Genomic DNA, 22,733 nt, shown 5'->3' with positions numbered 1-22,733 from the left:
GGCTGATTTTAACATGGACCCGTGGACGTTGTTCGGGTTCCGGATTTCCGGAATGCCCGATCGGGGGGATTCAACCCATGTCCGCGAAGGAATGGTCGGGGCATTTGCGGGCCGTGTAATCCTTGTCCCAGGACGTCTTGAAGAGGATGACCGGCCGGTCCAGCTTGTCCTTGGTCTTGAGCACCTGGACCGGCGGATCGAAGGTCGAGGGATCGCCCTTCAGCCAGGCGCTGGAAGTGAAGGGAAGGGTCTCCAGTTCGCTGTCCACCCCATATTCGCTCTTCAAGCGGTATTGCAGCACGTCGAACTGCAGGCGGCCGACGGCGGCCACGTAGAAATCCAGCTCGTCCCAGCTCTTGAGCATCTGCACGGTCCCCTCCGCGGTCATCTGTTCCACGCCCTTGTCGAAGGATTTGCGCTTGCTGACATCCTTGGGCCGCACCCGGGCGAAGATCTCGGGTTGGAAGGAAGGGAGCGGCTTGAAGTTGAAGCCTCCGGTCAGCGAGATGGTGTCGCCGATGGCGAAGGTGCCGGGGTTGATGACCCCCACGATGTCGCCCGGGTAGGCCAGGTCCAGCGTGGAGCGGTCGGAGGCCAGCATGGTATGGGGCCGGGAGAGGCGGATCTCCTTGTCCAGCCGGTGATGCTTCACTACTAGGTCCCGCTCGTAGCGGCCGGAGCAGACCCTTAAAAAAGCCGTGGAATCCCGGTGCTTGGGGTTCATGTTGGCCTGAAGCTTGAACACGTAGGCGCTGAAGGGGGTCTCGATGGGGTCCACCAGGACTTCGCCCGAGGGCGAGTCCGCCAAACGGGGCCCCGGGGGAGGGGCCATCTCCACGAAGGCGTCGAAGAAGGGCTCCACCCCGAAGTTGGTCAGGGCCGAGGCGAAGAAGACCGGGGTGACCTTGCCCTTGAGGAACTCGGCGTGGTCATAGGCGTTGCCGGCCACCTCCAAAAGCTCCATGTCATGGTGGAGCTTCTCCCAAAGTTCGGGGGAGACGTGGTCCTTCACCCCCGGGTCGGAAAGGGGGATGCGTTCCACCGCCGCCTTGGCGGCGCCGCCCACCGAGACCTTCTTGAAAAGGATCAATTCCTTCGTGCGGCGGTCCACCACCCCGACGAATTCCCGGCCGCTCCCGACCGGCCAGTTCATGGCGGAGGAATGGATGCCGAGCACTTGTTCCACTTCCTCCATCAGGTCCAGGGGCTCTCGGCCGGGCAGGTCCATCTTGTTCACGAAGGTCATGACGGGGATGCCCCGCAGGCGGCAGACCTCGAAGAGCTTGCGGGTCTGGGTCTCCACACCCTTGGCCGCGTCGATGACCATGATGGCGCAGTCGGCGGCGGTGAGGGTGCGGTAGGTGTCCTCGGAGAAGTCCTGGTGGCCCGGGGTGTCCAGCACGTTGATGATGGCGTTCTTGTAGGGGAACTGCATGGCGGAGGCGGTGATGGAAATGCCGCGCTCCTGCTCCATGCCCATCCAGTCGGAGACGGCCACCTTGCCGCCCTTGCGGCCCCGCACCATGCCGGCGGTCTGGATCATGCCGGAATAAAGGAGGAGCTTCTCGGTGAGGGTGGTCTTCCCGGCGTCAGGATGGGAAATGATGGCGAAGGTACGGCGCTTCGCCACCGCGTTCTTGATCTCGTTGGTCGGCACTTGTTCCATAGGGGGCGGTATCTTACCAAATCGCCCCGGTTCCTCAAAACACGCGCGGCCTTGATGCTGTTCCGGCCCCCCCACTAAACTGGGCCCATTCCAGACCAGGAAAAGCCATGAAACTCATCCGACGTATCGTCCAAGAAGCCGTTGTTTTCCTGAAGCGATGCTGGTTCCTGGTAATGCTCCTGGTCCTGGCCTTGTTGGCCTATCCGGTGGAGCGGGGGAGCGAGTTCTGGGTCTGGACCAGTCTTTCCTACGTGACCTCCTTCATTTTCTATGTCCTGACCATCTATCTGCCCCAACGCCGCGACCAAAAGAACATCCACCGGGTCATCGTTCCCTATCTTCAGAAGGTCATCAATGACACTCGGAGCGTTTCCTATTCTTTCCTGGCGGCGTCCGGACATGCTTCGGACATCCAAGGCATGAGGGAGGATGATTTCCACGAGATCTTCAAGAAGGTCAAACCCTTGGAAGGCTCTACCCGATTGGATTTCCTCGGTTTTTCCAATTGGACTGAATATCTCATTCATCAGAAGGGCCGGGTGGTCCAGGCCCTCGACCGCGTGTTGTCCTATGAACACTACCTGGAAACGGATTTCATCCTCCAAGTCGAGACCCTGCAGAACTGCGGGTTGTTCGAGATCATCGACCGGATCGAGAAGAATCCGGTGGAACACGAGGACCTCTCTTTCCTGACGCAGGCCTATTACGAGTGCTACCTGCAGGTGCGGGCATTGGAGACGGCCCTCCAGCGTTACATGGCCGATGTTTGAGAAAGGTCTTGCGCCACTTCTTGCTTCGGCTAGAGTACCCTCATTGACCAAAATCTTATCGGGCGAAGCCCGACAAGATGGAAATGAGGATGACCCAGTCATCCATTCTGGGCCTTCGGCCCAGCTTGTCCAAGGGACAGGGTAACGTCATCCTAACAACGGAGCCTTTTCATGCGTGATACCTTCTGCCTGGCTTGGGACCAAGCCCACGGTGCCAAACTGGTCGATTTCCACGGCTGGAACATGCCGGTCTCCTACCCCAAGGGCATCCTGGCCGAACACGAGGCCACCCGCACCAGCGCCGGGCTTTTCAACATCACTCATATGGGCCGCCTGCGCATCCACGGTCCCCAGGCCTACAAGCTCTCCCAATGGGCCTTCACCAACGACCTTTCCAAGGCCCCGATCGGCAGCGCCCTCTATGGCTTCCTCCTCAACGATAAGGGCGGGATCATCGACGACGTCATCATCTATAAAGAGGCCAACGACCGCTTCCTCTGGATCATCAACGCGGGGGGACGGGAGACGGATGTGGAGCATTTACGGAAGCTGGCGGCGGGGAAGGACCTGAAGATGGACCTCCTCTCCGATGAGACGGCTCTTTTGGCCCTACAGGGCCCCAAGGCTGACCCGGTCCTGAAACGGTTAGTGAAGGATCTGGACCTGGATCAGGTCCCCTATTTCGGGTTCGGACGGGGAACGATCAACGGAAAGGCCGCCTTCATCATGGCCACCGGTTATACGGGCGAGGATGGCTACGAATTGATGGTGGATGTGAAGGACGCGCCCATGATCTGGGACCTTTTAGCTTCCCAGCCCGAGGTCACGGTCTGTGGCCTGGGCGCCCGGGATTCCCTACGGTTGGAAGCGGGCTTACCCCTCCATGGCAACGACATTGACGAGACCACCCAGCCTTATGAGGCGGGGCTTGGCTGGGCCGTGAAAATGGACAAGGAGGGCGGGTTCTTTGGCCGGGAAGCCCTGAACAAGACCCCGGGCCGCAAACTCATCGGGCTCACCCTGGAAGGCCAGAACATCCCACGCTCCCACTATAAAGTGCTGTCCGATGGCCAAGAGGCGGGGGTCGTGACCAGCGGGGTCTTCTCGCCCACCCTCAAGAAGGGGATCGCCCTGGCCTATGTGAAAAGCGATTTCCTGGAAAAACCACTGGCCGTCGAGATCCGAGGCAAGTCCGTGCCGGCGGAAAAGGTGAAACTCCCGTGGGTCCGCCATGTGACCAAGGCCAAGACGAAAGGCTGAACCCGGCGATGGCGGACCGTCCCACAGGTTACGACCCTCAAAATGACGCCATTGAGATCGTGGATTACGATCCGGATTGGCCCGTGCTTTATCTAAAGGAAGAGGGGATCCTGCGAGGGGTCTTGGCGGCCTTCGGCCCCCTTTCTATCGAACACTTCGGCAGCACTTCCGTTCCCGGCCTAGCCGCCAAGCCCATCCTGGACATCATGGTGAGCGTGGCTTCGCGGGACCTGTGGCCTTCCTTGGTCCAACCCCTCCAAAATCTGGGCTATTCCTATTGGCGCGATAACCCCCAAGAGAACGAGATGTTCTTCGTAAAGGGGATGCCGCCCTATGGTGAAAGGCGTACCCATCATGTCCATATCTACGATCGGCAAGGTATGCGTTGGAAAAGGGAATTGGCCTTCCGGGATCACCTTCGCCGAGAGCCCGAAGCGGCAAGATGTTATGAAAGGTTGAAGAAGGAACTGGCGGCGAAGTTCACCTTTGACCGGGAAGCTTACACCCAAGGGAAGGGCGGGTTCATCGAGGAGACCTTGGTAAAAATTACACAAGGATAGAAGTGGAAAACTTTTCCGCTTCTGTTATATTCGTTCCCGTTCCCCACGCACTTCCCCACCGACCATTCCCTGAGCCGTCGCCTCTTCCCGAGAGATCATGCGAAAGTTCGCTAAAACCCACGAATGGTACGAGGACCTGGGCTCCGGCAAGGTCAAGATCGGCATTTCCAAGCATGCCGCCCATGAGCTTTCCGACGTGGTCTTCATCGAACTGCCCGACGTGGGCAAGAAACTGGCGGACAAGCAAAGCCTCTGCGTGCTCGAGTCCGTCAAGGCCGTGGCCGACGCCTATAGTCCGGCCGGGACGGTCGTGGAAGTGAACAGCAAACTCAAGGACCAAGCGGGTCTCGTGAACCAGGACCCGGAAGGCGAAGGCTGGATCGCCATCGTGCAGATCGACAACCCCAAAGCGCTCGACGAATACCTCACTGAAGAACAATACCTCGCGACGCTCCACTAAAACTGGAGTCGAATTTGGCTTACATCCCCATCACCGCCGAAGACGAAAAGGCCATGCTGGCCGTCATCGGCGCCAAGAAGCTGGACGACCTTTTCGCGGACGTGCCCCCCTCCGTCATCCTGAAGAACGGCCTCGATCTACCCCGTGGTCTGACCGAACCCGAGCTCAAGCGTTTCTTCAACCTGATCGGCAAGAACAACCAGCCCGTCTCCGACCGGCCCTGCTTCCTGGGCGCGGGGGTCTATTACCACGAGGTACCCGCCGCGGTGAAGGCGGTGGTGACCCGGCCCGAATTCCTGACCTCCTACACGCCTTACCAGCCCGAGATCGCGCAGGGGACCCTCCAGACGCTCTTCGATTTCCAGACCTATATGGTGGAATTGACCGGCCTTGAGGTCTCCAACGCCTCCCTCTACGACGGGGCTTCCTCCGCCGCCGAGGCGGCCCTGCTGGCGCTCCGCATCAAGAAAGCCGAGTCCTTTGTTTACGTGTCCCGGGGCGTGCATCCCGAATACCGCCAGACCATCCAGACCTACCTGAACCCCCTGGGGCACAAGATCCGGGAGATCCCCCTGAAGGGGACCGAGACCGACCTCGAACAGCTCAAGACCGACCTTTGGCCCAACTCGGTGGTGATGGTCCAATACCCGAATTTCCTGGGAACCGTCGAAGACCTGGCGGCCATCGCCAAGGTCTGCAAAGAAAAGAACGCTTACCTCGTGGCGGTCGTGGCCGAGGCCATGAACCTGGGGCTCCTACCCTCTCCGGCCTCGCTGGGGGCCGACATCTGCGCGGGGTCCGCCCAATCCTTCGGCAATATCCTTTCCTTCGGAGGGCCCCATGCGGGGTTCCTGACCGCCAAGTTCGACGATATCCGCCAGATGCCGGGCCGCATCGTGGGAGAGACCGTGGACCGAAACGGCAAACCCTCCTGCGTGCTCACCTTCCAGGCCCGGGAGCAGCATATCCGCCGGGAACGGGCCGCCTCCAACGTTTGCACCACCCAGTCGCTCATGGCCAATTTTGCGTCGGCCTGGCTCTATTTCAAAGGTGGCGCCGGGGCCCAACAGGCCGCCCGGGACGGGGCCGCCACCGCCCACGCCATCGCCACCGAGATCGCCAAACTGCCCGGGTTCAAGATCGAGACCGCCCGTTATTGCAATGAGTTCGTCATCCGCCCGCCCTCGGCCGGTTTCGCCGATTTCCTGGCCGAATGGGGCATCGTGGCCCCCTTCGACCTTTCCAAGGATTACCCGGAGTTCAAGGACTGCGTCCTGGCGGCCTGCACGGAAATGACCTCGCTCGAGGACATGGAATCCTTCATCTCGGCCTGCGAGGATTTTTCCAAGCACGCGGGCAACGCCTCCGCGGGCGCCGGCCACAAGGTGCACCAGAAGCCCTCCCAATTGCCCGCTTGGATCCAGGCACGGCCTACCCCCAAGATCGAGGCCCATCACGAAGTGGAAGTGATCCGCTATTTCACCGAATTGGCCCGAAAGAACTTCTGCATCGACAACGGTTTCTACCCGCTCGGTTCCTGCACCATGAAATACAACCCCAAGGTCCACGAGGAGATCGCCTTCCAGGACGCCTGGGCCAACCTCCATCCTTCCCAGCGGGAGGACGAGGTGCAAGGCGCGCTCCAGGTCATCTATGAACTGGAACACTGGCTCCATGAGGTGACCGGTTGTCATGCCCTCACCTTGCAGCCCGCCGCCGGGGCCCATGGGGAACTGACGGCCCTCTTGATGGCCAAACGTTATTTCGCCGACCGGGGCGAGCACCAGCGGATGAACGTGATCGTGCCCGACTCGGCCCACGGCACGAATCCGGCCTCCGCCACCATGGCGGGTTGGAAGACGGTCTCCATTCCCACCGACAGCCGAGGGAACATGGACCTGGAAGCCCTCAAGGGGAAGTTGGGCAAGGACACGGCGGTCCTGATGCTGACGAACCCGAGCACGCTCGGGTTGTTCGAGGAGCATATCCTCGAGGTCGCGAAACTGGTGCATGACGCGGGGGGTCTTCTTTATTACGACGGCGCCAATATGAACGCCATTTTGGGGATCTGCCGACCGGCGGATATGGGGTTCGACTTGGTGCATCTCAATCTTCACAAGAGCTTTTCCACGCCGCATGGCGGTGGCGGGCCCGGCTCCGGGCCCGTGGGCTGCACCAAGGCCCTGGAGCCTTACCTCCCGGAACCCCGGGTGGCCAAGGAAGGGAACCGTTACTATCTAAGGAGCGGTTCGCCCCAGAGCATCGGGCGCATGAAGGGCAATGTGGGCAACTTCGGGGTGCTATTGCGGGCGTTGGCCTATTGCAAGCGCAACGGCAAGGAAGGGTTGGAGCGGGTGGGCCGCATCGCCACCCTGAACGCCAATTACCTCTTGGCTCGGCTCAAGAACCACTATCCGGTGGCCTATGACCGCATCTGCAAGCACGAGTTCGTGCTGACCGCCGAACCTTTGAAGAAGAAATACGGCATCTCGGCGCTGGACATCGCCAAGCGCATCATCGACTTCAACTACCATCCGCCCACCATTTATTTCCCGCTGGTGGTGCCGGAGTCCATCATGGTGGAGCCCACCGAGACCGAGACCAAAAAGACGCTGGACGAGTTCGTGGACGCCATGCTCAAGATCCGCACCGAGATGGAGACCAACCCGGATGTCTTCAAGAACGCGCCCTATTCCACGCCCGTCTCCCGGCTGGATGAAGTGAAAGCCGTCAAAGAACCGAAGCTCGTTAAAAAATAAAACCAATTAGCCACAGATGCATGGGATAAATGGGATGGAAGGCGAACGACCCAATAGGATCGGCCTCTAAAGTCTGGGGATTTCCGGTTTTCCCATTGATCCCATGTATCTGTGGCGAAATTCTTTTCGAGGGTTCCCATGTTCTTTTTTGACGGGATTCGTTCAAGAATTTTCATTTTTTACTCCCTTCTCATCTTTTCCCTTTTACCCAGTTTATGTTTCTCCGCCACTTCCGCCGATTATTACCGGGCGGGCCTCAAGCTTTATAACGATCGGCAATACGGCCAGGCCGAAACCTACCTCAAGGCCGCCATCCAGGTGGACCCGAACAATTGGGAGGCCGAGCAGGTGCTTGGCTTCTGCTATTACCGGGAAGGGCGGACGGGCGAAGCCAAGACCGTCCTGCAGCAGAGCCTGGACCATCACCCGGACAATCCCTCGCTCCGAAAATTCGTGAATAGCCTGGGTGGGACCGCAACCAACAACTCCACGTCCGCTTCTCCTGCGGTCTCTCCGGTCATCGGGGGCGGGAATTTCGGGTTGGGGTTGGTCGTGGGGTCGCCCGGCGATTTCGGCGCCACGGGCAAGTACTGGCTGGACAACCAGAACGCCTTCCAAGGGGCCCTCAAGATCAACGGAGGGACCGTCGCCCAGTTCCAATACCTCTGGCACGATTACGACCTGGTCCATCCCAGTTCGGGGGCCATGCCCTTCTATATCGGGGTCGGGGGCGATCTGGCTTTCGGAGGCGGCACCGTCGCCATCGCCGGCTGTGCGCCGATCGGACTGACCTATCTCTTCCAGAAGACCTCGATCCCCATCGATCTCTTCGTCGAAGGGGTCCCCACCCTCTGGTTCTTCAGCGGCGGCACCAGCTTCCAGCTCTATGCCGACCTCGGCGCCCGTTACTATTTCTGAGCCGGAAAAGCCAAAAGACGGCCGCTCAACGGATCAGCAGGATCCTTCTTTTCTTCAGGCTGAAGGGTTCGGCCAGGTAAAAGATATAGACCCCGCTGGCGCAGGGATCCCCGTATTTGTTCTTCCCATCCCATTCATACCATTGGCTCACCGGTCCGGATAAGGAGCGGGAATCCAAGGTCCTGATGTGCTCCCCCGCCGAATTGTAGATCCGAAGTTCGTAATCCCCCGGATAGGACGTGTAATTTACATAGATGGAAACCGGGGGTCCGGAAGGCCGCAGGACGTTCTGGCTGACCTGGAAAATGTCGGCATTATAAGGCGTGGCGGTGGGGGTGAAGGTGGGTGTCCAAGTGCAGGTATTGCCGGGATAACCGCAAGGCGTGAGGGTGGCGGTGGAAGTGGCGGTGGAGGTGGGAGTCCGGGTCGGGGTCCGGGTGGTGGTGAAGGTGGGGGTCGAACTGGGCGTGAAGGTGGCGGTCGGGGTCCTGGTATGGGTCGGCGTGAAGGTCGGGGTGGTGGTCGTGGTGAAGGTCGGGGTCGAGCTGGGTGTATAGGTGGAGGTCATCGTCGGGGTGAAGCTCGGGGTGGCCGTATGGGTCGGGGTCCGGGTGGGGGTCGTTGTCGCCGTGTTCGTGGCGGTGAAGGTAGGGGTCGGGGTGGCCGTGGAGGTCGGGGTGGGGCTGGCCGTGAAAGTGGGGGTGAGGGTCGTGGTGTTGGTCGTCGTGGAGGTGGCCGTGAACGTCGGGGTCAAGGTCGGGGTCGGGCTGGGCGTGTAAGTGGAGGTCATCGTTGGGGTGAAGCTTGGGGTGGCCGTATGGGTCAAGGTCGGGGTGGGGCTCAGGGTCGCCGTGCCCGTGGAAGTGGACGTAGGGCTTGCGGTCGTGGTCGAGGTGGATGTTGAACTGGGCGTGAAAGTGGGGGTCGAGGTCGGGGTACTGGTCGGCGTGGGACTGAGCGTGGAAGTGGGCGTCGGTGTTGGAGTGGCGCAGGAGATCCGCAGGACCGAACCCCCGGCGCCCGTGTTCGTGCCTAAGTAGATGTTCCCCCCGGCGTCCACGGCGATCCCATAATCCGTTTGGGAGAGGGCACAACTGGTCCCCAACAAGGTCCACGATCCGTCGGGATTGATCGTGTATTCAGCGTATTGACCGATCTCAGCCACGTAAGCCGTCGAACCACTGACCCACATTTGATAAGGCTGAGCTCCCGTCGTCGTCACCACGGTGGGGACCTGGTTCGTCAAACTCCCGGGCTCGTCATAGGCCAATATCTTGCCGGTCCCGTATTCCGCCACATAGAGGGTATTCCCGACCTTCCACATCCCGGTGGGCTGGTTCAGACTGCCTCCCGTCGAGCCGATCGTGACACTTCCCTGCAAGGTCCCGCTGGGGTTGTATTCAGCGACCATTCCCGTGACGCTGGCCGTATCCATATAGACGTTCCCGCTGGCGTCCACGTAAAGGTATTGGATGGGGCCGCCCGTATTGACCGTCCATTGGAACGTATAAGGCGAGGTCAGGGAATATTTGGTCAACTGGCCCGAAGTATTGCCGACGTAGAGGAAACCGTTCACATCGTCCACCGCCACGGCATAAGGGGACGGGAGATTAACGGCGGTGTTGAGGGTGGGCCCGTAAGGTCCGGGCGCGGGGTTGCCGCTGCTGTCGTAGACCCGGATCAGGTTGTTGGGGCGGTCGGGCACGTAGATATAACCGTTGGACGAAGCCGCCAGCCCAAAAACGTATTGGGAAAGGGCGGGAGCGGCCCACCCGAGGGCCGTTTGGCAGCAAAGGGCGGCGGCGGAAGGCGTGGGCAAGCCGTGGGCCAAGGCCCAAAGGAGAAGGGAAACAAGGAACGGCTTTTTCATACAAGGTATCCAAATAGTGAATGATCCATATCGAGGCATCAAAGCGCGGATGGACCCGCGGTCATCGAAGGAATGTCCAGAATCATATCACCGGGAACGGGCCGGCCCCCTATGTAGAAAGTGGGCCAGGCCCCTGATTATTCCCTGTTTTTTTGGGGGCAGGGCACTTTTGACGCATTGGGCCTAGGCGGAAGAAGCGGTCCCGTGCGGGAGCCGGTCGGACCGTCAGGCCGTCATCGTCCCTTCGGCCAGCTCCTCCACCTCGTTCTCCAATTGGATCCGGGCCGCCTCCAGGCGCTTACGGCGTTCGGCGGTGATCTTGGGGAATTCCAGGCCTAAGTTGCAGATGGTCCCGGCCAGGATGTCCGCCACCAGGGTCCGCGAGGCCCATTTGTGGTTGGAGGGGATCACGTACCAAGGCGCCCATTCGGTGGAGGTGGCGGTCAAGGCGTCCTCGTAAGCCTTCATGTAATCGTCCCAATAGGCCCGCTCGGGCAGGTCCGAATCGGAGAATTTCCAATGTTTCGCCGGATTGTTCAAACGGGCCAGGAGCCGCTTGCGCTGCTCATCCTTGGACATGTGCAGGTAGAACTTCAGGACGATGATGCCGTTCCGGGTCAGGTGCTTCTCGAAATGGTTGATGTCGCTGTAACGGTGCCTCCAGATGTTCTCGCCCTTGACGCCGGGCGGGAGCTTCTGGTGATCGAGATATTCGGGGTGCACCTTCACCACCAGCACGTCCTCGTAATAGGAACGGTTGAAGATACCGATGCGACCGCGCTGGGGCAGGGCCTTCATGTAGCGCCAGAGGAAATTGTGGTCCAACTCGTCGTTGGTGGGTTTCTTGAAGTTGTGCACCTGGCAGGCCTGGGGGTTGAGCCCCGACATCACATGGCGGATGATGCCGTCCTTTCCGGCGGCGTCCATGGCCTGGAGGATCACCAGGATGCCGTAGGTATCGGAGGCCCACAAAAGGTTCTGGGCCTCGGCCAGGTTCTCCAGGTTGCGCTTGAGGATCTTCTTGGCCAGGCGCATGACCCTTTCCTCGCCGAACCTGTCCAGCAGGTCCTTGTGGGAGGCCCAGCCCGGGTCCAGGTCCCGGAAGTAGACCTGTTTTCCGGGTTTGATGACGAACTTGTTCAGGAAACTTTTCTTGATCACGGTATCCTCCGGGGTCGGCCGATGGGGGGCTATTATCATTCCCCACGACGTCAACGGACCCTTTCCCCGGATTTTTTAACCTGGCCGTAACGCGTGATACGGTCTTTTCAAGGAGAAATCCCGGTGGAAGAATGTCCAAGAACGATCAACACGGAAGGACGATCATGAGGAAATGCCATGCTTGCGGCAAGCCTTGGGAAGGGACGCCCGGTTCCCAGCCCGGGCGCAACGAGACCTGCGCCGGATGCGGCGCGGACCTTCATTGCTGCCGGAACTGCCGGCTCTACGATCCATCCGTCCACAATCAATGCCTGAGCCGCACCACCGAACCCGTGCGCGAGAAGGACAAGCGGAATTTCTGCGATGAGTTCGAGATGGGCGCGAAAGGGGGCGGAGCGGCGGGCCCGCCGAAGGAAGACATGGAAAAGAAGTGGAAGGACCTCTTCCAGTGACCTTGGCCCGGGTTGAACGGGAAGAAAGGGCGAGGTCCGGGCTTGGGGCGGCCCCCCAGCCCGCCCGAACCGGGGTATAATCCATCCAAGGGACTTTTTCAGGAGGATGATTTGAAGACGATCTTGACCGCGTTGTTCCTCGCCGGGGCCGCTTGCGCCTGGGCCCAATCGGACGAACTTTACGTGTCCAAGAACGTTTTCACGCCCGGCACGGACACCGTCGATATCCAGGTCACGGCCCCGAATTTCCCGAATACCGTCTCCCTGCGCATCTACAACTCCGTGGGGGAATTGGTCCGGATCCTGGAGCACATCGACACCATCGGCGCCTTCACCCAATCCTATAGTTGGGATGGGAAGAACGTGAACGGGGACAAGGTGGCCAGCGGGGTCTACCTGATCCTGTTCAAGGACAACCAATCCCTGCATACCGCCCGCATCCTCGCCGTTCAATAGTCTTGCCCGCGCCTAAACCTCGGACCCGTTGCGGATGGCTCAATAGCGATGACCTTCTCATGGTCGCCTACCATGACCGGGAGTGGGGCGTTCCCCTGCGCAACGACCGGCGCATCTTCGAATACCTGGTCCTGGAGGCCTTCCAGGCGGGCCTCTCCTGGAGAACGGTCCTTCATAAGCGCGAGAACTTCCGCCGGGCTTTCCGGGGCCTCGACCCGAAGCGCATCGCCCGCTGGGGCGCCCGGGAGCAGGCCCGGCTCCTCAAGGACGCGGGGATCGTGCGCAACCGCGCCAAGATCAAGGCGGTCATCCGGAACGCCCGCTGCTTCCTCGAGGTCCAAAAGGAGTTCGGGTCCTTTTCCCGCTATATGTGGGGATGGGTCGGCGGGAAGCCCATCCACCACCGGTTCCGTTCGCTCAAGCAGGTCCCGGTGGTGATCCCGGAAGCGGAGGCCTGGTCGAAGGACCTGAAAAAAAGGGGCTTCGGCTTCCTGGGCCCGACGGTCCTCTACGCCCATATGCAGGCCGCGGGGATGGTGAACGACCACATCGTGGATTGTTTCCGTTACCACGGGGTAAAAACCTCACCTCGAAGAAGCGAAAAAACCGGGAAGAAGCGAAGGGTCGTTTAAGGCTCCGTTCTGCATGACGGGAAGTTCGGAAGGGTCCTTCCGCGATCAAGAGTGTTTTGATTTTCCTTTTTCATCCCCTTTTTCATAGAATATCGGCACTCCATGACCACCGAAACGCTCGACGATTCCAAATACGCCAAAGGCACCGGCATCTTCTCCATTTATGAGAAGGTGGAGATGCCCGCCGATCCCAAAAAACTCGGGACGGCCCTGCTGGAGATGGGCAACGACAGCCTGCTGGCCAATCATTTCAACATCCTGGGCTTCATCCCGTTCCCCGGCCTGGGCCTGGTCGGACCGGAGACGGTCCTCCAATTCTCCTGGATCCTTTCCGAGTCCCACCGTTGCCTCATCTATAACCCTAAGACCAAGCGGCTGATCGACGAGCTCTATACCTGCAGCCCCGAGAAGGACGGCCGGCTCATGTTCGAGCGCATGAACAAGCTCATCAAGAAGCCCGCCCGCACCGTGACCTTGCATGAGATCGTGGGCAAGGAGTTGGCCCTAAAGGAGGAGCCGGAGAAGCTCTTCCACTCGGTCAAGAAGGCGGCCACCAAGCTGCGCTTCGCACCGGACTCCAATTACTGCGTCTCGGCGGTCTTCTTCGACATTCCCGACCGAAAGCTCGACGAGGACACGCTGGAGGTCATGCTGACCAAGGCCCTCAACAAGGACGACCAGAAACCCGTCATCGAAGCGGCCTGCCGCTACGATCCCCAGGGCTACACCTACATCCACCATTCGCCCAAGCACTTCGCCGGGCTCCACAGTTACCCGGGCACCCTCAAATCGGCCCACTTGAGCCTTATCGGGACCGGGAGCGCCATCGTGTCCGTGCTGGAGGATATGGAAGAGGTGGTCTTTACCCGCAAAAAGTCCGAACCGACCATCAGTGTGAAGATCGTCGCCGACGATTTTTAGGCTTTTCCCTTCGTTCTACGATTACCCCCGAAATTTACCCTTCCTTGCCGCCTGGAAAGGCGGGGTCGCCTAGAATGGCCGTAAACAAATCCTTCCTTTTAGGAGGCATCCATGGAAAAGTTATTGGTCTTCGTGGGCCGCACCATCTATTCCCTGCCGTTCCTGGGGTTCGGGGCGGGGCACCTGATGAACGCGGACAAGATGAAGGGAATGGTCCCGGGGATGTTCCCGGGCGGGGCCTTTTGGATCTATTTCACGGGCGTGGCCATGATCCTGGCGGCGCTGGCCATCATCACGGGCAAACAGGGGCGGGCCGCCTGCTTCGGCCTGGCCCTCATGCTGCTCGTCTTCATCGCCACGGTCCACCTGCCCGGGTTGGCCGACCCCCCGACCCAGATGATGTCCCTGATGGGCCTTTATAAGGATACAGGGCTCCTGGGTGGGGCCCTGGTGATCGCTTCCACCTTCAAGAGCAAGGCCTGATAGGCCTGTCCGGTCCGGGTCGACCCGTTCGTCGTTCATTCAAGGGTGGCGAGGCCCGCTTTCTCCGGAAGGGCTTGAGATTCCACCCTGGACATTGCTATTTTTTCCCGTCTTCAAGGGCAGCTGAAAGGCCCTAACCCGCACAAGGAGCCGTTATGGGCGACATCGTTTCCATCCAGGACGTTCATAAGGAATACCACCTGGACAAGGTGGTGGTGCCCGCCCTCCAGGGCGTGGACCTGTCCGTCTCCCAGGGCGACTTCCTTTCCATCGTGGGCCCCTCCGGGTCCGGCAAGACGACGCTCCTCAACCTCATCGGTTGCGTGGATACGGCCACCCGGGGCACGGTGCTGGTGGACGGCCATGACACCCGGAACCTGAACGACCGGCAATTGACCGACCTCCGGCTGAACACGCTGGGTTTCATCTTCCAGAGCTTCAACCTGGTGCCGGTGCTCTCGGTCTTCCAGAACGTGGAGTTCCCCCTGCTTTTGCAGCGCAAACTGGGCAAGGAGGAGAGGGCCAAGCGGGTGAACGCGCTCCTGGAAAAGGTGGGGTTGGACAAGCATTCCCATCACCGCCCCAGCGAGCTCTCCGGCGGCCAGCGCCAACGGGTGGCCATCGCCCGGGCCCTGGTGACGCGGCCCAAGATCGTGCTGGCCGACGAGCCCACCGCCAACCTGGACTCGGTGACGGGGGAGAACATCATCGACCTGATGAAGGAGATGAACCGGGTGGAGAAGACCACCTTCATCTTCTCCACCCATGACGCCAAGGTCATGAGCCACGCCAACTCGGTGGTCCGCCTGGCCGACGGCAGGATCGCCGACGGCACCGAGAAGAAGGCCATGGCCCGCTGATGGACCAGGCCCTTCTTCTCTTTCGTATCGCGCTCCGGAACGTCTTTTCCAGCTTCCTGAACGTGGTGATCGGGCTCATCCTCCTGGTGGGGACCCTCCTCTTCGTCGTCGGGGGATCGCTGGTCAACAGCATGGACAAGGCCATGAGCCGGAGCATCATCGGCTCCATCGCCGGGAACCTCCAGGTCTACCAGGCCTCCTCCAAGGACTCGCCCTCCCTGTTCGAGCAATGGCAGATCCCCGACCTGGACCCCATACCGGATTTCTCCAGGATCAAGGGACCGCTCCTTCAGCACCCGAACGTGGCGGCGGTGGTGCCCGAGGGCATCAACACCGCCATCCTGGTCTACGGCAATACCATCGACCAGGTCCTGGAGAAACTGCGCAAGGGCGAGACCCCGGGAACCCGCTTGCCCCGGGAGAAGATCGAGAGCCTCAAGGCCCATGTGCGCCAGATGATCACCGTCATCCAGACCGACATGGGAAAGTTGGGCAAGATCGCGGCCAAGGACGCGGTGGATCCCCAGGCCCTGCGGGACCTGGCGAAGGCCTCCTCCCCCGGTTTTTGGCGGACCTTCGATGCCGACCCGCTGGACCACCTGGAGTTCCTGGAGAACCATATCGCCTACCTGGTGCCGGATTCGGACCAGATCTTCCTGGGTTACGTGGGCACGGACCTGGACAGCTTCACGAAGAGCTTCGACCGCCTCCAGATCGTGGACGGCCAGGCGGTCCCGCCCGGGCACCGAGGAATGCTGCTCTCCAAGTACACCTATGAGGAGCAGTTCAAGCTGAAGGCGGCCCACCGCCTCGACCAGATCCATGAGGCCCTGACGGAGAAACACAAGAAGATCGCCAAGGATCCGGACCTGCAGGACCTGGTGAAGCAGAACCGCCAGCAGACCCGCGAGATCGTCCTCCAACTCGACCCCCTCTCCACGAAGAAGGCCGTCTCCATTCTGCAGGGCGTCCTGGGCTCGAAGGAAACGGAGGTGGCGAAGCTGCTTTCCGCCTTCTTCGACACGGACGACGCCAACTTCGAGGCCCGCTACAAGGTTTTCTATGATCAACTGGCCCCGTTGGTGGACCTTTACCGGATCAAGCCCGGGGATTTCCTCACCATCAAGGCCTATACCAAGTCGGGTTACGTGCAGGCCGTCAGCGTGAAGGTCTACGGCACCTTCCAGTTCAAGGGCCTGGAGAAGTCCGGCCTGGCCGGGGGCATGTCGCTCATGGACCTGATGAGCTTCCGGGACCTTTATGGCTACATCACCCCCGACAAGATCGCCGAGACCCAGGCCCTCAAGAAGGCCGCCGGGGCCACCTATGTGCCCCGGGACAAGGCCGAGGAGGAGCTTTTCGGCGGGTCCGAATCCTCGGTGGTCCAGGAAACCCATCAAAAGAAGATCGACGTGGCCAAGGAGATGGGAAGCGCCCACAAGGTCGACCGGGCGGACCTGGTCCACCGGACCTATTCCCCAGAGGAGATGGAGAAGGGGGTGGCCCTGGGGGCCGCGATCATCCTGAAGGACCCTTCCAAGATGAAGCAGACCCTGAAGGAGCTCCAGGAGATCAGTGACCGGGACAAACTGGGACTCAAGGTCATCGACTGGCAGAAGGCGGCGGGGAACCTGGGCCAGTTCGTCTTCGTGGCCAAGGGTATCCTTTATTTCGCCACCGCCATCATCTTCGTGGTGGCCCTGGTCATCATCAACAACGCGGTGGTCATGGCCACCCTCCAGCGGGTGCGGGAGATCGGGACGCTCCGGGCCATCGGGGCTCGCCGGGCCTTCGTGCTGGCCATGGTGCTCACCGAGACCGTGGTGCTGGGGCTGGTCTTCGGCACGGTGGGGGCCCTGCTGGGGACCCTTTGGGTCGGCTATATGGGGAAGGCGGGCATCCCGGCGGCCAATGACTTCCTTTATTTCTTTTTCTCGGGCCCCAAGCTCTATCCCTGGGTCAATCCGGGGAGCCTGATCGGGGCCTTCTTCGTGGTGCTCATCGTGACCTGCATCTCGGCGCTTTACCCCGCCCTGATGGCCACCCGGGTCTCGCCGGTGACGGCGATGGCCTCGGATGACTAGCTAGAAAGGCAATTAAGAATTTTGAATTTTAAATTTTGAATGTTGGAAGATTTTCGAAAATCTCGAAAATCCACCGTCATTCATGATTCTGGGTTCTTAATTCGAAATTAAGGATTTAAAAATGGATCAATTGTTTTTGATCGCGTATCGCAATCTCCTGAGCCACGGCCGGCGCACCTTCATGCTGGGCGGGGCCATCGCGGCCGTGACGACCCTGCTGGTCTTCCTGGGGTGCCTTTCCTCGGGCGTAAAAAAGACCATGCTCGAATCCGCCACCACGGTGGCCACGGGCCACCTGAACGTGGGCGGCTTCTACAAGATCACCGCCGGCCAGAGCGCCCCCCTGGTGACCGATTACAAGCGCATCCAACAGATCGTGGAAAAGACCCTGCCCGACCTGGATTACGTGACGGCCCGCGGCCGGGGCTGGGCCCGCCTGGTCTCGGAAGAGGCCAGCATGCAGGTAGGGATCGCAGGCGTGGAGCTTTCCAAGGAGCCCAACCTCCCCCAGGTGCTCAAGATCCGCGACGGGAAGCTCTCGGACCTGGCCAAACCCGGGTCGGTGCTGATCTTCGCCAGCCAGGCCAAGAAGTTCAAGGTGAAGGCCGGGGACAGCATGGTCTTCTCGGTGCTGACCGACCGGGGCGTGAACAACACGGTGGACGTGAAGGTGGCGGCGGTGGCCGAGGACATGGGGCTCATGACCTCCTGGAACGTCTTCGTGCCCGAGGAGACCTTGAATCGGCTTTACCAGATCAATGATTCGGCCACCGGGGCCCTGCTGGTCTACCTGAAGGACATGAAGAACATCCCCCGGGACATGGACCTGCTGCGCAAGGCCCTCACCGAGGCCGGCTACACGGTCATGGACCGGAGCGCCAACAAGGCCTTTTGGCAGAAATTCCAGGAGGTGAACCGGGAGGAATGGACGGGCCAGAAGCTCGACATCACCACCTGGGAGGACGAGATCAGCTACGTCATCTGGGCGCTCACCGCCATCGACGGCCTGAGCTTCCTGCTGACCACGGTGCTCTTGGTCATCATCGCGGTGGGGATCATGAACACCCTCTGGATCGCCATCCGGGAACGCACACGGGAGATCGGGACGCTCCGGGCCATCGGCATGCGGCGCTGGCGGGTGATGGTCATGTTCGTGATCGAGACCTTCCTCTTGGGGCTGCTGGGGACCGCCGCCGGGGCATTCCTGGGCTGCCTGATCGCGCTTTTCCTCGACCACCTGCATATCCCGGTGCCCGAGGGGGCCCAGTTCTTCACCATGTCCAACACGCTGCGCTTCGCCCTGGAGCCCGTCCGCATCCTGGGCAGCGCCCTGGTCATCACCCTTTGCTGCACGCTGGTGTCGCTCATCCCCTCGTTCCGGGCCGCCCGTTTGAAGCCGGTCACGGCCATGTCCCACGTTGGATAGACCCTATTGGGACCACGAAGACGCGAAGAGGGCGAAGTTAGAAGAATGAAAAGGGAGGGTTCGGAATTGAAAACGACAAAAGATCTTTCTTCGCGGACTTCGTTTCTTCGCGGTAAAAATCGCCTTTTGGTCTTGATGTTGGTGTTGGCTCCCGGGTTCCTTTCGGCGGCCGAAGCCCTCAGCAAGGCCCGGATGGTCGAGATCCTGAAGGGCATCGACGAGCGCATCAAGAGCCCGGGGGACTACAAGGCCCTGGTCTACATCGAACAGCACGAGAAGGACAAGCCCGATGTGGCCCGGGATGCCCTGGTCTACCGCCGGGACCTGGACCAGAAGCTCATGATCCTCTTCACCAAGCCCAAGACCGACGCAGGGAAGGGATACCTGCGCGTGGACCGGAACCTCTGGTACTACGACCCGACCGTGGGCAAGTGGGAACGCCGCACGGACCGGGAGCGCATCGGCGGCACCGATTCCCGTCGGGAGGACTTCGACCAGTCCGACCTGGCCAATGAATACGATCCGGAGTATCTCGGTGAGGAGAAACTGGGCAACTTCAAGGTCTGGCACCTGAAACTGACCGGCAAACCCGGCAAGGACCTGGCCTACCCGATCGTGGAATTTTGGGTGGACGAGGACTCCGGCAACGACCTCAAGCGGCAGGATTTCGCCCTCTCAGGCCGCCTCATGCGAACCAGCTACCGGCCCAAGTGGCAGAAGCTCTACAGCGAGACCAAGAAGGGCGAGGTCTGGTATCCCAAGGAGATCCGCATCTTCGATGAGATCGACAAGGCCAATTCGACCCTGGTGATCATCGAATCGGTGGACCTCTCGGCCCTGCCCGACAACATGTTCACCAAGGCCTGGCTGGAAACGAAGAGCCGGTAAGGCTTGGCCGCAAATCGGCGCGAATTTCCGCGAATGAAAGAAAAAGACAAAAGGAGATGGACTTGGGTTTGATCCGCGTTCATCCGCGCCAATTCGCGGCCAAAGGTCTTATTTTTTTATTTTTTCTTCTCATGGGGATCACCCGGCCTTCTTTAGCGGCGGACCGGCCCAAGGAAGACGACCTTTTCGGCGGTGAACAAGCCAAGCCCGCGGCCACCACGCCGGCGGACGAGTCCGGCGCGCCGGCGATGCGGAAGAAGGACATCCCCGAGGAGAGCCTGCAGATCGGCGGGACCCTTTCCAGCGAGGCGGACTATTACCTGGTCAACGGCGTTCCCTTGGAGAACGACCAAGTGGCCAACCCCAACCTGCTTTTCCTCTACCTCGACTCGAAGCTGGAGAACGACAGCCGGGTCTTCGCCCGGACCCGTCTTTACTACGATCCCACGGGCCTGACCGGGGGCGGAGGTTCGGCCTCCTTCTCCAATCCCTATGGCTTCGGCCTGGGGACCAGCGAGAACCTGCAGGTGAGCCTGCAGGAACTGCGCATTTCCGCCAACATCGGCCACCAGCTCTTCTTCACCCTCGGCCGCCAAAAGGTGAAATACGGCGCGGCCAAGTTCTTCAACCCGACCGACTTCCTCAATTCCCAACAGTTCGATTTCTTCCTGCCGTCCGACGAACGCCCGGGCGTGGATATGGTGAAGATGCAGGTCCCCTCGGGTACGGCCAATCTTTACCTCTGCGGCCTGGTGGGGAATCCCTCCACGGGGAACCCGAGCGGCGGCTACTTCCGGGGGGAACTGGGGTATGACGGCCTCGAGGGTCTTTTAGGGGCGGGCGAGATATCCCTGTCGGGCATCCTGCCCCGGGGTCAAACCGGGAAGGCGGGTTTCGACATCTCCCAGTCGGTGGGGGACCTGGACTTCTACTTCGAAGGGGCCATGGGCCAGAACGACGCGGGCGAATGGAAGGACGCCACCAGCGTGGGCGCCAGTTGGGAGATCAAGTATGCCGACCGCTCCAGCAATACGGTGACCCTGCAGGCCGAGCATTTCCAGGCGGGGGCCCTGGCCGAATACGGGATCTTCTCCATCTACCTTCCCGGGCCGGGCGGTTGGACCGACCTGACCTTCATCGAGACCAACCTCTACAACCTCATCGACACGAGCGGGCTTTCCCGCCTGGACACGGTCTGTCAGTTCAGCGACCGCCTCAGTGGCCGGGTCTATGCCACGGCCCACTGGGGCTCGTTGGGCGGGACCTTCTACCTTCCGGGCCAGATGGCCGAACTGGGGACCCGGCTCGACGTCAATTTCTAGGGAAAACCTCCCTTTCCGATCATTTGCCTTCCCCATCTTTGCGCCTAGAATGGCCCGGTTGCCGGGGCCTTTATCTTGAAAGCGGGGGTGGGTTATGAAATGGTTCCTTCTTTTCCTGTCGTCGGTGATCCTGGTCTGTGTGGGCTGCGCGGGCCTGAGCAAGGAGTTGGAGTTCACCGACACGGCGTCCCATGCCCTGGTCTTCGGCTACCTGGACACCGATAAGTCGCCTTGCAACCTGAATTACATCGAATACCAGCAGACCTACCCCGCCATCGAGAAGCCTTTTTATTACATGCGCATCGACCAGAAGGCCTTCTACCGGGAGGATTTCACCGTGCCGGGCCGCTTCAAACTCGCCGAGTACGGCGGGAGCCCCCACGCCATCTTCACCAACGTCTCCCAATACAACATGAAGTTCCCGGAACAGGGTTACGATTTCACGATCACCCAGCCGGGGAGACTTTATTTCCTGGGGTCCTACCGGGTGGTGGAGAAGGGGGATTTCTTCGCGTCCGACAGTTACTTGGAGCGGGTGGACCGGCCGAACCAATTGGAAGTGCTCCAAATGATCCAACCCAACGCGGCGAACACGCCCTGGGCGCCCATCATCGCCAACGCCATCCGGATCCTCAGCTCCCGTCCCCAGTAAGGGTCAGAGCGGGAGGGAGAAGCCCGCTTCCAGGGGAATGTAGGAGAAACTGCCGCCCCCGCCCGAGGTCTGGGTCCCGCTGGAGGAAGTGCTGCTGTTGATCCCCCCGAAGACCAGCGAGATCTTGCCCTGAAGGAAGAAAGCCGCGGAGGTGCCCAAGGGGATGTTCACCCCGCCGCCGAGCTGGAGCATGGGGTCGAAGCCGAAAGAAGACCCGCCGTAACCGTTGCTCCCCGTGTTCAAGCCCACCAAGGCGTCCAAGCCGCCGCCGCCGAAGGCGAAGGGGCGGATGTCCTTCTTGTTCCCGAACAGGTACTTGGCCAGCAGCAGCCCCTCCGTGAAGAATTGGATGTTGGTGTAGCTGTAGCCGTATTGGTCGTTCAGGGTCTGGCTGAAGAAATAAAGGTTCGAGCCGATCCCCACCTCGAAATTGTTGTCGATGGGGAAGTTGTAGGTGGAACCCAAGCCGAAGCCCGTCATGCCGCTGTAGAAGACCGGTCCCAGGAAGATGTCCACGTTGTTGCGGTCATGGCTGTGGCCCGCCGTCCAACTGTTGGACTCGTTGGGATTGTTCGGGTTGTTGGGCACCGCTTCCTGGGCGCCGGGAACGGCGTAGGCGTTGGAGGGGCTGGCCAGAACGTCCTGGGCGATGCCCGAGGAACCGGAAGAAGCCGGGTATTGGGCGGCGGGGGAGGTCCCCACCTGGGCCCGCAGGGACTGGACGAAATTGGCCAAGGGAGGGTTGTTGGGGTTCAAGACGAGCGATCTTTCGTAGGAGGCCAAGGCCTCGGCTTTTTGGCCCTGGGCATACTGACAGCTACCGAGACCCTGGTAGGCGACGGCGTTGTTCGGGTCCACTTGGGCGGCGGCCCGGTAATAAACGGCGGCCTGGGTGTAGTTCTTCTGGTTGTAAAATTGATTGGCGGCGGTCAGATATTGGTTGGCCGTGGCCTGGGCCCGGGCTTGGGAAGCGGCCATTCCTAAAAGTGCGACGATCGCGAAAAAGAACGATTTGAGGGAATGGTTTTTCATAGGGCCTCTCTGGATAATTGGGATGGCTCGGAACGGGTAGGAGTATATCGCCCCGCCTCGGAAGCTGGAAACCGGTTTCCCAAGGCCAATTCCGCCGAGAA

At 60.6% G+C, this 22,733-nt stretch carries 21 protein-coding genes; 17 read left to right on the top strand and 4 right to left on the bottom strand.

Features of this window, described 5'->3' with window-relative positions:
* Positions 1–70: 70 nt before the first annotated feature.
* Positions 71–1,666: a peptide chain release factor 3 gene (locus VHE12_04170; GenBank protein HVZ79981.1), complete on the bottom strand. Its 1,596-nt coding sequence runs from the start codon at positions 1,664–1,666 to the stop codon at positions 71–73.
* Between the two features lie 107 nt (positions 1,667–1,773).
* Between VHE12_04170 and VHE12_04165 the strand changes: the two genes are divergently transcribed.
* From VHE12_04165 to VHE12_04140, 6 genes are all read left to right on the top strand, one after another.
* The gene (locus VHE12_04165) at positions 1,774–2,436 is read left to right on the top strand and encodes a hypothetical protein (protein ID HVZ79980.1); all 663 of its coding nucleotides are present in this window, start codon (positions 1,774–1,776) and stop codon (positions 2,434–2,436) included.
* Positions 2,437–2,607: 171 nt separating this feature from the next.
* Positions 2,608–3,696, top strand: a complete 1,089-nt coding sequence (gene gcvT / locus VHE12_04160) for a glycine cleavage system aminomethyltransferase GcvT (protein HVZ79979.1) — start codon at positions 2,608–2,610, stop codon at positions 3,694–3,696.
* Between the two features lie 8 nt (positions 3,697–3,704).
* Positions 3,705–4,256 (top strand): GrpB family protein, encoded by a 552-nt coding sequence (locus tag VHE12_04155; protein ID HVZ79978.1) that lies wholly within the window; start codon positions 3,705–3,707, stop codon positions 4,254–4,256.
* Between the two features lie 97 nt (positions 4,257–4,353).
* Positions 4,354–4,716, top strand: coding sequence for a glycine cleavage system protein GcvH (gene gcvH / locus VHE12_04150; protein ID HVZ79977.1), 363 nt, complete (start codon positions 4,354–4,356; stop codon positions 4,714–4,716).
* 14 nt (positions 4,717–4,730) lie between these two features.
* Complete coding sequence (gene gcvPB, locus VHE12_04145) at positions 4,731–7,475, top strand: aminomethyl-transferring glycine dehydrogenase subunit GcvPB (protein ID HVZ79976.1); 2,745 nt, start codon at positions 4,731–4,733, stop codon at positions 7,473–7,475.
* A gap of 138 nt (positions 7,476–7,613) precedes the next feature.
* Complete coding sequence (locus VHE12_04140; GenBank protein HVZ79975.1) at positions 7,614–8,393, top strand: tetratricopeptide repeat protein; 780 nt, start codon at positions 7,614–7,616, stop codon at positions 8,391–8,393.
* A 25-nt stretch (positions 8,394–8,418) separates the two neighbouring features.
* On the opposite strand, the gene VHE12_04135 is transcribed toward VHE12_04140, so the two are convergent.
* Entirely contained in the window at positions 8,419–10,263 is a 1,845-nt protein-coding gene (locus tag VHE12_04135) for a hypothetical protein (protein HVZ79974.1), read from the bottom strand.
* Positions 10,264–10,488: 225 nt separating this feature from the next.
* On the bottom strand, positions 10,489–11,424 hold the full coding sequence (locus VHE12_04130; GenBank protein ID HVZ79973.1) for a polyphosphate kinase 2 family protein: 936 nt from the start codon (positions 11,422–11,424) through the stop codon (positions 10,489–10,491).
* A gap of 164 nt (positions 11,425–11,588) precedes the next feature.
* Here VHE12_04130 and VHE12_04125 point away from each other — a divergent pair, with 164 nt between their 5' ends.
* The 11 genes from VHE12_04125 (at position 11,589) to VHE12_04075 (ending at position 21,600) form a co-directional block, all read left to right on the top strand.
* Positions 11,589–11,876 (top strand): hypothetical protein, encoded by a 288-nt coding sequence (locus tag VHE12_04125; GenBank protein ID HVZ79972.1) that lies wholly within the window; start codon positions 11,589–11,591, stop codon positions 11,874–11,876.
* Positions 11,877–11,987: 111 nt separating this feature from the next.
* Entirely contained in the window at positions 11,988–12,332 is a 345-nt protein-coding gene (locus VHE12_04120; GenBank protein ID HVZ79971.1) for a FlgD immunoglobulin-like domain containing protein, read from the top strand.
* A 2-nt stretch (positions 12,333–12,334) separates the two neighbouring features.
* Positions 12,335–12,964: a DNA-3-methyladenine glycosylase I gene (locus VHE12_04115; GenBank protein ID HVZ79970.1), complete on the top strand. Its 630-nt coding sequence runs from the start codon at positions 12,335–12,337 to the stop codon at positions 12,962–12,964.
* 102 nt (positions 12,965–13,066) lie between these two features.
* Complete coding sequence (locus VHE12_04110) at positions 13,067–13,885, top strand: hypothetical protein (GenBank protein HVZ79969.1); 819 nt, start codon at positions 13,067–13,069, stop codon at positions 13,883–13,885.
* A gap of 111 nt (positions 13,886–13,996) precedes the next feature.
* Positions 13,997–14,368, top strand: coding sequence for a DoxX family membrane protein (locus tag VHE12_04105; protein HVZ79968.1), 372 nt, complete (start codon positions 13,997–13,999; stop codon positions 14,366–14,368).
* A 155-nt stretch (positions 14,369–14,523) separates the two neighbouring features.
* Positions 14,524–15,228 (top strand): ABC transporter ATP-binding protein, encoded by a 705-nt coding sequence (locus VHE12_04100; GenBank protein ID HVZ79967.1) that lies wholly within the window; start codon positions 14,524–14,526, stop codon positions 15,226–15,228.
* Positions 15,228–17,312: an FtsX-like permease family protein gene (locus VHE12_04095; protein HVZ79966.1), complete on the top strand. Its 2,085-nt coding sequence runs from the start codon at positions 15,228–15,230 to the stop codon at positions 17,310–17,312. The genes VHE12_04100 and VHE12_04095 overlap by 1 nt, the downstream gene beginning before the upstream one ends.
* Before the next feature lie 136 nt (positions 17,313–17,448).
* The gene (locus VHE12_04090) at positions 17,449–18,738 is read left to right on the top strand and encodes an FtsX-like permease family protein (GenBank protein ID HVZ79965.1); all 1,290 of its coding nucleotides are present in this window, start codon (positions 17,449–17,451) and stop codon (positions 18,736–18,738) included.
* Between the two features lie 135 nt (positions 18,739–18,873).
* Entirely contained in the window at positions 18,874–19,626 is a 753-nt protein-coding gene (locus tag VHE12_04085; GenBank protein ID HVZ79964.1) for an outer membrane lipoprotein-sorting protein, read from the top strand.
* A gap of 62 nt (positions 19,627–19,688) precedes the next feature.
* The gene (locus VHE12_04080) at positions 19,689–20,948 is read left to right on the top strand and encodes a hypothetical protein (protein ID HVZ79963.1); all 1,260 of its coding nucleotides are present in this window, start codon (positions 19,689–19,691) and stop codon (positions 20,946–20,948) included.
* Between the two features lie 94 nt (positions 20,949–21,042).
* A complete protein-coding gene (locus VHE12_04075; GenBank protein ID HVZ79962.1) occupies positions 21,043–21,600 on the top strand; it encodes a hypothetical protein in 558 nt (185 codons plus the stop codon).
* A 3-nt stretch (positions 21,601–21,603) separates the two neighbouring features.
* Here the strand turns inward: VHE12_04075 and VHE12_04070 are convergent, their stop codons facing one another.
* Positions 21,604–22,632, bottom strand: a complete 1,029-nt coding sequence (locus tag VHE12_04070; GenBank protein ID HVZ79961.1) for a tetratricopeptide repeat protein — start codon at positions 22,630–22,632, stop codon at positions 21,604–21,606.
* Positions 22,633–22,733 lie beyond the last annotated feature (101 nt).

This window comes from bacterium, assembly GCA_035549195.1.
Taxonomy (GTDB): domain Bacteria; phylum Oederibacteriota; class Muellerivitia; order Muellerivitales; family Muellerivitaceae; genus DASZRK01.
Note: the sequence above shows the minus strand (reverse complement) of the source record. Positions and strands in the feature narration are given on the sequence as shown.